The sequence below is a fragment of the Klebsiella sp. TF21-TM genome (assembly GCF_019753495.1).
GTDB classification, from domain to species: Bacteria; Pseudomonadota; Gammaproteobacteria; order Enterobacterales; family Enterobacteriaceae; genus Klebsiella; species Klebsiella quasipneumoniae.
The window spans coordinates 1-10,718 of the sequence record NZ_JAIJYL010000054.1 but is presented as its reverse complement, the minus strand read 5'-3'; the positions used below and the strand labels follow the sequence as shown (position 1 = coordinate 10,718).

The 10,718-nt window shown below is 49.9% G+C and carries 8 protein-coding genes and 5 pseudogenes; 6 read left to right on the top strand and 7 right to left on the bottom strand.

Features of this window, described 5'->3' with window-relative positions; genetic code table 11:
* The 3 genes from tolA to K5R89_RS25940 all read left to right on the top strand — a co-directional run.
* Positions 1-540: cell envelope integrity protein TolA (gene tolA / locus K5R89_RS25950; RefSeq protein ID WP_260630713.1), on the top strand; the 540-nt coding region annotated here is incomplete at its 5' end.
* Between the two features lie 238 nt (positions 541-778).
* Positions 779-1,045 carry a DUF1778 domain-containing protein gene (locus tag K5R89_RS25945; protein WP_003026799.1) on the top strand — a complete coding sequence of 89 codons (267 nt, stop codon included), beginning with the start codon at positions 779-781 and terminating at the stop codon, positions 1,043-1,045.
* A complete protein-coding gene (locus tag K5R89_RS25940) occupies positions 1,033-1,515 on the top strand; it encodes a GNAT family N-acetyltransferase (RefSeq protein WP_023288256.1) in 483 nt (160 codons plus the stop codon). Before K5R89_RS25945 ends, K5R89_RS25940 begins: the two co-directional genes overlap by 13 nt.
* A gap of 157 nt (positions 1,516-1,672) precedes the next feature.
* Here K5R89_RS25940 and K5R89_RS25935 read toward each other — a convergent pair whose 3' ends face one another.
* From K5R89_RS25935 to K5R89_RS25920, 4 genes and pseudogenes are all read right to left on the bottom strand, one after another.
* A complete protein-coding gene (locus K5R89_RS25935; RefSeq protein ID WP_065813374.1) occupies positions 1,673-3,205 on the bottom strand; it encodes an IS3-like element ISKpn38 family transposase in 1,533 nt (510 codons plus the stop codon).
* A gap of 177 nt (positions 3,206-3,382) precedes the next feature.
* Positions 3,383-3,616: pseudogene (locus K5R89_RS25930) on the bottom strand (Tn3 family transposase); the annotation flags it as partial.
* Positions 3,617-4,015: 399 nt separating this feature from the next.
* Positions 4,016-4,601, bottom strand: a pseudogene (locus tag K5R89_RS25925) (IS110 family transposase); the annotation flags it as partial.
* 341 nt (positions 4,602-4,942) lie between these two features.
* The gene (locus K5R89_RS25920; RefSeq protein WP_023288270.1) at positions 4,943-5,731 is read right to left on the bottom strand and encodes an arylamine N-acetyltransferase; all 789 of its coding nucleotides are present in this window, start codon (positions 5,729-5,731) and stop codon (positions 4,943-4,945) included.
* A 98-nt stretch (positions 5,732-5,829) separates the two neighbouring features.
* On the opposite strand from K5R89_RS25920, the gene K5R89_RS25915 reads away from it, so the two are divergent.
* The gene (locus K5R89_RS25915) at positions 5,830-7,266 is read left to right on the top strand and encodes a PLP-dependent aminotransferase family protein (protein ID WP_050582443.1); all 1,437 of its coding nucleotides are present in this window, start codon (positions 5,830-5,832) and stop codon (positions 7,264-7,266) included.
* A 161-nt stretch (positions 7,267-7,427) separates the two neighbouring features.
* Here the strand turns inward: K5R89_RS25915 and K5R89_RS25910 are convergent.
* Positions 7,428-7,786, bottom strand: a pseudogene (locus K5R89_RS25910) (LysR substrate-binding domain-containing protein); the annotation flags it as partial.
* Between the two features lie 238 nt (positions 7,787-8,024).
* Between K5R89_RS25910 and K5R89_RS25905 the strand changes: the two are divergent.
* Positions 8,025-9,371 (top strand): annotated as a pseudogene (locus K5R89_RS25905) (ISNCY family transposase).
* Positions 9,372-9,431: 60 nt separating this feature from the next.
* A complete protein-coding gene (locus tag K5R89_RS25900) occupies positions 9,432-10,235 on the top strand; it encodes a hypothetical protein (protein WP_065813373.1) in 804 nt (267 codons plus the stop codon).
* A gap of 23 nt (positions 10,236-10,258) precedes the next feature.
* Here the strand turns inward: K5R89_RS25900 and K5R89_RS25895 are convergent.
* Together K5R89_RS25895 and K5R89_RS27640 are read right to left on the bottom strand one after the other, a co-directional pair.
* Positions 10,259-10,609 (bottom strand): annotated as a pseudogene (locus K5R89_RS25895) (IS1 family transposase).
* 44 nt (positions 10,610-10,653) lie between these two features.
* Positions 10,654-10,713 carry an IS1-like element transposase gene (locus K5R89_RS27640; protein ID WP_071686670.1) on the bottom strand — a complete coding sequence of 20 codons (60 nt, stop codon included), beginning with the start codon at positions 10,711-10,713 and terminating at the stop codon, positions 10,654-10,656.
* Positions 10,714-10,718: the final 5 nt, after the last annotated feature.

Here is a 10,718-nt window from a genome sequence, read left to right as displayed (position 1 = left end):
GGAACGGTCTGCGTTGTCGGGAAGATGCGTGATATGATCCTTCAACTCAGCAAAAGTTCGATTTATTCAACAAAGCCACCTGGAGATGAAAACAGGAGTTTTAACATGTATTTAAGAGTGTTGTCAGCGCCCATACTCACCCTTTTTCTACTTATAACTGCCTGTTCAAACCATACTCAAAAAACAAACGTCAGGGTTATGCCCGACAGCGATAAATCTGCGGAAGTTGATGATCTTTTAGGTGGCCTACGATCTCCAACAGTTCCCCCGGAGCATTCAAAAATACTCGGATGTGCGACACAAATAAGGAATGCCATTGTTGCCGAAATGTATGAACCCGATGCGCATAAAGGAAAAACCTGCTCTATCCGTATCTCTCTTCAGCCTGATGGTTCAGTGAACAGTGCGACAGCAAAAGAGGGTGATGCAAAATTGTGTAAAGCAGCCATTTCAGCGATTACACGAGCAAAAATACCCGCCGCACCAGATGACGAAACATATCAGAGGGTCAAAAATGCCGATCTTGATTTCAGACTATAGAAATGAAGTTTGAGATGGCTTTTGCTGAAAAGACCTTGGGGGCCACATTCCGTGTTTTCACCTTAATGGTGGGATTGTTGAGGATACACTTTAATGTTGCTTCCAGTCTTGCTGTTATGTTTCAACCTGTTGATATTTAAAATAAAACTCATTTTCGGCACTTTGAGGTGCATAGCATTTGCTATACGTTCGTGTTGTGTTATGCTTGTATAGCAATCGCTATACAAAAGAGGTGTGTATGAAATCAGATGTTCAACTCAACCTAAGAGCTAAAGAGTCTCAGAGGGCACTCATCGATGCCGCTGCAGAAATCCTTCATAAATCGCGAACCGACTTCATTCTTGAGATGGCCTGCAAGGCTGCGGAGAACGTGATCCTTGATCGCCGTGTTTTCAATTTTAACGACGAACAGTATGCAGAGTTCATCGATATGCTCGATGCACCAGTCGAGGATGAGCCCGCCATTAATAAACTACTGGCAAGGAAACCTCAGTGGGATGTATAACAGCGCCCGAGCCGTTATCCAGCGCCCATCAACTGGCAGAGTTCGTCAGTGGAGAAACGGTACTCGATGAATGGCTAAAACAGAGAGGTTTAAAAAATCAGGCTCTTGGCGCTGCCCGAACGTTCGTTGTTTGCAAGACGGGTACGAAGCAAGTAGCTGGTTTTTACTCTCTGGCCACCGGTAGCGTTAACCATACGGAAGCGACAGGTAGTCTTCGGCGTAACATGCCAGATCCTATACCGGTGATTATACTCGCTCGCCTGGCGGTAGATATCTCATTGCACGGAAAAGGGGTTGGCGCCGATTTACTTCACGATGCGGTTCTACGCTGTTATCGCGTAGCTGAGAATATTGGCGTTCGTGCGATAATGGTTCACGCGCTTACTGAAGAAGCCAAAGGCTTCTATGTTCACCATGGATTTAAGGCATCACAAACTCATGAGCGGACTCTGTTCCTTAAACTTCCATGACTGGTTACTGGAGTGGGGAAGTGACTGATACCGACGTAACATATTGATTATCATATTATTTATTTCAACATTTAACATAATCTTTGTTATGCGCACCAATGGTGTAGGGGCTCAATAGTAATGTCCGCCTGGGGGCTGCGGATGTTTTCCTGGACTGTTATGTTGTGATCCCAAGATGCTGCCGGTACTTCACAGGACTCATTGCACCTAATGATAGCTTGATACGTTTCTCGTTATACCAGCGTATGTACCTGTCCAGGAAGCAGATAAATTTTTCCAGCGTGATACCCGCCCAGTCTCTGCCATAGAACATTTCGTTTTTGATACGCCCGAAGAAGCCTTCACACGCAGCATTATCCGACGAGCATCCTTTGCGCGACATGGACCTTATAAGTCCGGAGGTGTTGATACGCTCGAGCCAGCCCGGCCACCGGTAATGGCCACCACGATCGCTGTGTATCACCGGTTTATCATGTTCGTTGAGCGTATCGAGTGCGTCATCGAGCATCGTATTCACCAGCGTCGCGTCCGGGCGTGTTCCTATCGACCAGCTTACAACCTGTCCATCAAAGCAGTCGATAACCGGCGACAGATAGACTTTTCCAGCCGGAAGCTGGAACTCCGTAATATCGGTCAGCCACTTCTCATTTGGCCTGCAGGAACTAAAATCCCGGGCGAGTAAATTTTCCGGTGCCGGACCGATTTCGCCACAGTAAGAGTTATATCGTCGTCGCCTGGTGCGCTTAACAACGAGCTGCTCTTCTGCCATCAGTCTGCGGACAACCTTTTCAGAAATAACCCTGTTGTTACTGCGAAGCATCGCGTGAAGGCGCCGGTAGCCGTAACAGCGGTAATTCTCCTCAAAGATATCGGCCATGATCACGCGTATTTCCGCATACTTATCGTACAGACGTTTGCTGGCTTTGTGGTAAAAATAACAGCTGCGGGCAAGTTGCAGAACGCTTAGCAACTCAGCAACGGGGTACTTTTTCTTAAGGGCATCAACTATCAGGGTTTTCTCCCTGTTTTTCAGTTTCAGAAAGCTGATGCCCAGATCTTTTTTTATCAGTTCATTCGCCTTTGTCAGTATGTCACGTTCGAGCTGCAGCTGATGAACCTGCTTCCTGAGACGCTGGATTTCACCGAGTAAAGTATCCTGATTTTTATCCTGAGGGGCTGCCTTTCGTTTGCGCATGGATTGATAAGCCTCGTCACTGATAAGGTCTTTCTTCCATTTGTACAGGACCGGGACGCTGACGCCTATGCTTTGTGCAACTTTACGCGCGGTTCCACGTCGGTTACAGAGCTCCTGGACGGCCTGAGACCTCTCTTCCGGGCTGAAGCATTTGCTTGTGCCTGAGCGAATGACCAGGGGACGCGCATTTGGGTAAAACTCTTCAATCCAGCGCTTTAGAATTTCGTTACTGGGGTAGCCGATGGCTCGGCGAGTGTACGACAGGCAACCACCGTGAGTAAGATAATGCTCAACAGCAGCAATTTTCTGTGTACGTGAATAGCGTTCTCTTGGTTTTAATTCCCTGGGTAAATCGCCCTTCTCTTCATAAATCCGAACCCAACGGCCCAGCTGTTTTGTGGAAGGATATCCCAGCTCCATGACGACAACGGAGGCTTTCTTTCCGTACCGGTAATAGAGTTCGACGGCCCGGATCCGGTCCTCGTATGAATGCATAAATTAACTCCTGAAGGTCCAGGAATTTGTCCGCACTTCCTTTCATCCAGATAGAAATGTCACCTTAGAGTAAGCTAAACTGAAAGCAATTCGGGGTCTGAAGCCCAACCGTACGAAAACGTACGCTAAGTACATTTTTTGAACAGATGGTCATCAATCCCCGCGACAATATGACCGTTACAGAGGCCATTCGTCCGTTTCTTCCGCTTGCTTCAGTGGCCTTAGCTGGCCTTTTGTTACCTGCTCCGCAAGTGTGAACGTGTAATGCCCCAGCATGTTGAAATGCGCGTGTCTCAGTGGCGAAAGTCTGGCTTCATCCTCTTCATTTATGGTTTCGCCTTCGTTACGTAAATGATCCAGTGCAGCCTGCATGTAGATGGTATTCCAGAGAACGACAGCATTGGTCACCAGTCTCCGGGGCGGGAAGCAAGTTCGACCATACGTAGCTTGAAGTCATTGGGATAATTTTTACGGGGTTCTTTTCGCCAGGATAGGGATTCCATACTTAGATGTCCGTCTGTACAGGTGGACGTCTAAGTTATCAGTACTGGCTTAATGGCTACATACGGCACTGGGTTTACGCTTACGTTTCTGTCTGCTCTTCAGTAAAAATAAAGGGGAGAGACTGCGGTACTATAAACGGCCATGATGAATCGTCATCGATTCGGGCCCTGATGAAAGACGCGCGTGAGGCTCTTGTTCGTTAAGCGGATACGTATATCCTGTACAATATTCAGATATACCTCACGGGGGTTAACCCTTTATCATCAACGAGTTGCAGGTCAGATGGTCATACTGTTGCTTCGTACTTTAGCTGGCTGAGTACAGTCTGAAATCATCACCGTAATGCAATGATGCCCAGCACAGCCTTGCATTTTTTGGCGGCGATGGCCACAACAGCGCGCCAGTATCCTCTGCGTTCGACCAGTGAACAGACCCAATGACTGAATGAGTCAGTCCTTTTCTCAGCGCCAATCAGTACTGAACGAGCTCCCTGTACCAGAAGCGTTCGCAGATACGAATCACCGGCTTTTGTGATCCTGCCGAGCTTCGACTTTCCACCGCTGCTGTATTGTGATGGCGTCAGTCCCAGCCAGGCCGCCAGTTGCCGTCCATTTTTAAAATCATGTGCATTACCGATACTGGCAACCAGTGCACAGGCCGTTGTGGGACCAACTCCCTTTAGCTCCATTAGCCGCTGACTGCGGTGATCTGTTTTGGCCATGCGCGACAAAATTCGGTCATATTCAGCGATGTTAGCTTCAATGCGATCAACGTGTTCCAGCAAATCATCAACACATTGCTGAACCTGAAGCGGTAAAGAGCTCTTCTGCCCGGAAACCATGTGGCGCAGGGCATCTGTACTTTGTGGCGCGATGACACCGAATTCAGATACCGACAGTAGTGATGGTCATAACGAATCCCTCCGGGGCTATGTTTACCCCATGATTGCACAAGAGTTAATCAGGCGCATATCCAGGGGAAGTCCCTTCCATTCGTTAAGGTGATTTTTGGTACCTCTGAGCTATGGAAAAGCTTGACCACTTTGACAGGCAGCTTTGAGCGAAAAGCAGGCATTGATTACCTGCTCAATGAATGGTCAATTAGCATCGGTGTTGCAACTGAAATAAAACTAAATCCAGACCCTCATTTGTGAATGACTAGTCTGCGACAGGCGTGCCAGCCAGCCCTCTGTCTATTTCATTAGAATAAAAAGAGGGAAGGCTGTACTCAGGATTAAGCGCTCTTCCCGATGTATTGCGGTACAGGCAGAGCAAAGCGATTTTTCAGGGCCAGGGCAATACCGTCATCCATCAGTTGTTGCGTTTCGATACCCTCTGCGGTGATCGTCTTCAGCAAATTACCTAGCAAAATCAGGCGACCCTCGGGGGCGTGCTGCACGATCAGTAACTTCTGCACAAAGATGGCATCAGGGTGGGTGGAATTGAGGTAGTTGGCCGGGACGAAATCAATCCACTCCTGGGGGGACAGATCAAAACTGTATTGATTAGCCCATGCACCCTCCACCTTCGCTTGTAGCAGATACTCGTTATTAACGTCACGGATAAGTCGGAAAGTGTCGAAATCCTGTTCGATATCGGTATCTGTCATGTCTATAGCGAGCGGCGCGCGAATACCATAGCTGCCGAACCCTAGATCGCAAAGCCACAGGCGATCATCAACTTCAGCAATTAATGCCATATGCGTTTTCGGTCGGCGTGCCGGGTAGAACATCGGGCGAGCGGCAACGAAACGGTAGGTAATACCTAAAGCGTCCAATGCCATTGCAAATAGCCCATTAACCTCATAGCAGTATCCGCCACGACCTCGATGTAGCAGTTTATCTGCAATGTCTTCGGGTACCAGGGATACGACTTTGCCAGCCTGTACATCCAGATTCTCGAAGGGCACCGAAAAGAGTTGATGACGCATGAGCGCGTGCAGCGTGGCGGTATCGGCGGCTGCATGCCCGGTGTAGTTTATGCGACGGAAATAAGCAGAAAGATCGAAGTTATCGCTATGCATAATGCCTCCTTGATTGAGCGGGTTCGGCACCACTATAGAAGGGCCACATCATTGTCTGTATAGTCAGATCTATCGAAAATCAGACTGTACAGTTCGCAATGTCCGCTCCACGTCTGTTGTCCCCACATTACCGCCGGATTGCTGAAATGCTGCGCCTTACCCTTGCATCAGGTGTATTGCGAGTCGGCGACAGGATGATCTCCGCACGTAAACTGGCCGAACGAGAGCAGGTTAGCCTCCCAACGGCACTGGAAGCACTCCGTTGTCTCGAGGCCGAGGGCCTGATTGTAGCGCGTCCGCGTTCGGGCTACTTCGTTTGCCAGATAAACACATCTCAGAACATGCCGTCTTCCCAGGATTTACCTGGCCCAGTTCCCGTGACAATGTCAGCAGTAGCCCGTTCACTATTTAGTAGCGCAGAAGCCCGTCTGGTGCCACTTGGTGCAGCGCTGCCCGATCCAATATGGTTGCCAACAAACACGCTACAGCGGGCGCTACAGACTGCAACCCGCCGCCTTGACGCGCACGGGCAGAGCTACAGCCTGCCGCCGGGAAGGGCAGACCTGCGCAGAAATATAGCCGTACGCGCTGCACAGTGGGGAGCCCGTTTTGGTTCGGATGATCTCGTCATCACGGCTGGAGCGACGCAAGCACTGCGTCTGGCTCTGCGGGCTGTATGTCAGCCAGGTGACGTAGTGGCAATTGAGCAACCTGCCTACTTCGGTACGCTCCTGCTGCTTGAGGACTTAGGCCTCAAGGCATTGCAAATCCCCACGGATCCTGCTGAAGGCTTGTTGCTGGCATCTCTGGATGAAGCTATTCAGCGTCACCGTCCCGCAGCCGTGCTGGCTTCGCCCACGGTGCAAAACCCACTCGGTGCCAGTATGCCCGTCACCCGTAAGCAGGAACTTGTTGCTCTGATTGAACGTGCAGGCATCCCTTTAATTGAGGACGATGTGTATGGTGATCTGGCCGGTGAAGGGCAGCGTCCTCCGGCCTGCAAGGCGTTCGACCAGAGCGGGAGTGTGATCTACTGCAGTTCATTATCCAAAACCCTTGCCCCGGGCTGGAGAATCGGGTGGGTTGCGGCAGGACGCTATCACACTCAGGTATTGCAGGCTCGCATGGCCGGGGATTGGGCTGGCGCACCGCTGCTTGAGGCTGCCGCGAGCAATATACTGGCAAGTGGGGACTACGATCGTCATTTACGACGCTTGAAGTTCCGGATATCAGAGGGGGTACAAGCCGTTATCGCCCGGGTCAAGGCAAGCTTCCCACAGGGCACTCGTGTTACCGTGCCGACAGCCGGTTTCTTGTTGTGGATAGAACTCCCGCATCCGCTGAATTCATTGGTGGTACACCGTCGCGCGCTGGCGCTGGGCATTGGTGTCAGTCCTGGCCTCCTGTTTTCCCCAGGGGCCGAGTTTCAGAACTTCCTGAGGTTAAATTGTGCGAATGAACCCTCGTCCACGCTGCTCAATGCAGTTGAAAAGATCGGTGCGCTTTGTCATGAACTGGCAGGTCAGCGCAAATAACGAATGCCTGCCTAAGTCCAGACTTAAAAAATATAAACATGGGACTGTGGGGCCGCACTACTATAGGCCAGGAAAAACCCCATACTATGAATCACTTGCAGAGCATTTAACCAATGGGTTGCATCCATCGGTTGAACTCACAGCGAGGAGCGGACGGAATGTCATCGTTCAGCATTGAGGCTGGTGAGAGTATTAATTTCAGCAAGCAGCCAGCGTTCAAAACTTTCCAGCGCAGCCTCATTGATCCCCGTTTCCGTCGGTTTTACTAAACAGAATTTTTTGCTCAGGCATCCTGAGGCTGGCCAGGGCGAACGAGCATACCGCAACGCAATTCATTCTCGACATACATACGCGGAACCAATGCTACGCCTTGTCCTGCGATGACGGCAGCGATGGCCATTTCATGTAGATCGTACCGCACACCCTGAGCTGGATTATCAAGGTGTATTCCACATTCCCGGGCATAGTGATGCCACGCATCAGGGTTCTGTCTACGGTGAATACGCGGAAGTTCGTTTAAAGGGTTTGAGGTCCAACCGTACGAAAACGTACGGTAAGAGATAAACACATGTCTGAAAAATCGATTTGTAGACAACAATGTCCGATAAATGCCATTTATTGATTAAAAACACGCCGTTTTAAGCGATTTTTCTGCGTCTATTATGTTTATATATCAGATAGTTACTTCACTAACGTACGTTTTCGTTCCATTGGACTTCAGACCCCAATTCTAAGGGACTCAACGCATGTTGGTGACCATGTCAGATAAAGAGATCCACCGTTTACCGGTGATACAGGCAGTTTGTGAAAAACGTCTACGCCGTCGTGATGCAGCGTCACAGCTTGGCATTTCAGAACGTCAGGCGCAACGGCTTATCAATCGCTACCGGGTTTCTGGTGCTGAAGGACTTGTCAGCCGCAAACGCGGTCAACCCAGCAACCGTCGGCTGACCGAATCTCTCAAAATGCGTGTACTCACGCTGATACGTGAAAACTACAGTGACTTTGGACCCACACTGGCCGCAGAAAAGCTCAGAGAGCGCCATAATATCCGGCTTTCAATCGAGACCGTCCGCAACTGGATGACGTCTGACGGAATCTGGATCCCACATGCCCGACGCAAGTCACGGGTTTATCAACCCCGGCATCGACGTGATTGCCTGGGGGAACTGATCCAGATCGACGGCTCCCACCATGACTGGTTTGAAGGCCGTGCACCAAAATGCTGCCTGCTGGTCTTTATCGATGATGCCACCGGCCGTCTGATGCATTTGAGGTTCAGCGAGTCAGAAACAGCCTTTGACTACATGCTGGCAACCCGGGAATACATTGAGCAGCATGGGAAGCCGGTATCGCTGTACAGTGACAAACACGCAATATTTCGCGTCAGTGGTCCGGAGAACCGCAATACCACCGTTACCCAGTTCGGACGTGTGCTCTATGACCTGGCAATCGAGCTTATCTGTGCCAACAGCTCTGAGGCTAAAGGTCGCGTGGAACGGGCGAATCAGACTCTTCAGGATCGGCTGATTAAAGAAATGCGTCTGGAAGGTATTACCGGCATTGAGGCCGCAAATGCCTGGCTTGCCACTTTCATGGCTGACTTTAACAGCCGGTTTTCACGACCGGCCAGGTTCCCGAAAGATTTGCATCGTCCGGTGAAGGAAAACCCCGATGAGTTAAGAGACATCTTTGCCTGGCATGATGTCCGTACCGTGTCGAAATCACTGACCTTCCAGTACGATAAGATCCTTTATCTCATGGACCCGACAGAAGAAAATAGCCGTCTTGCCGGTGAGAAAATTAAAGTGCTGGATTATCCCGATGGCACCCTCGCCTTCCACTACGGACATCGGAGCCTTGAGTGCCAGGCATTTGATAAACTGGCCTGTGTCGACCAGGGGCAGATTGTTGATAACAAACGTCTCGGGACTGTACTCAGACTGGCTCAGGTAAAACAGGATGAACGGGAAAACGAAGGCAAACGGGAACGAAGCAAAAAATCGCCCAGCCGTAAAGCTCAGGTGCGCATCCAGGAATAACTCCGGGCGATCAATCCCGTTCTGGCAGACCCGAACTTGTTTGTGGCAAGTTCAAAGCGGTAGAATCGACCATCAGTGCTATGAAGTAGCAGGTAACGGTGAGCTCCCAAAAGGATACTTGAGATGATTAAATTCCCGACTAAAAAGCGCGTTGATTTATATAAAAATGCCGTCAGTTCTGAGCAATTACAGCTGGATCTGGCTGCGGCTCAGGAATTTATGTTCGATGCCTGGGAAACTGATGACCTGGACGTTGTGCTGAAACTCATCAGAAAAGCTATCAAAAAATCCCCGCTCTGTGCTGACGCATACTCATTCTACTGCGAGATATCCGAAGAGCCCTCTGAGTCAAAAATCGTTACTCTGGAGACGGCTTTATATGCGGCCAGTGTCGCACTGGGTGAAGATTTTCAGGAATTTGCGGGCAATTTCTGGGGATTTGTCGAAACGCGTCCATATATGAGAGCAAAAGCAGCATTGGCTGATGCCCTATGGGAGTCAGGTAATTTCTACCCGGCCATGTCTCATTGCCACGAAATGCTCAAGCTAAACCCGAACGACAACCAGGGGATTCGTCATTTATTAGCGAACTATTATCTTGAACTCGAAATGGTGGATGATCTGAGCGTGCTACTGGATGATTATTCAGGTGATATGCGCCCGTTTTTTCAGTATACACGCGCCCTCCTCGCCTACAGACAGTCATCCCCCGATGCCGATGATATCGCTAAAGCAGCTATTAGCTCTAATAAGCACATCCCAAGCTTGTTATCAAAGTGCAAATTACAACCAAAGTCTAACAGTGGATATATCACGTTAGGTGAAATGGATGAAGCAATTGATTATATAAACCATAATATTAAACCTTGGATCAGAACACCTAATGCTATTGAATGGATCATGAATATTTCCTCGGCCAATAAGTAGTCAGAAAGGGTAATGACTCCAACTTACTGATAGTGTTTTATGTTCAGATAATGCCCGATGACCTTGTCATGCAGCTCCACCGATTTTGAGAACGACAGTGACTTCCGTCCCAGCCGTGCCAGGTGCTGGCTCAGATTCAGGTTATGTCGCTCAATGCGCTGAGTGTAACGCTTGCTGATAACGTGCAGCTTTCCCTTCAGGCGTGATTCATACAGCGGCCAGCCATCCGTCATCCATACCACGACCTCAAAGGCCGACAGCACTCCAGTGTGGCCAGAGTGCGTTCACCGAAGACGTGCGCCACAACCGTCTTCCGGAGCCAACAGCCAGCGCTGGCGCGATTTAGCCCCAACATAGCCCCACTGTTCGTCCATTTCCGCGCAGAGGATGACGTCACTGCCCGGCGGTATGCGCGAGGTTACCGACTGCGGCCTGAGTTTTTTAAGTGACGTAAAATCGTGTTGAGGCCAACGCCCATAATGC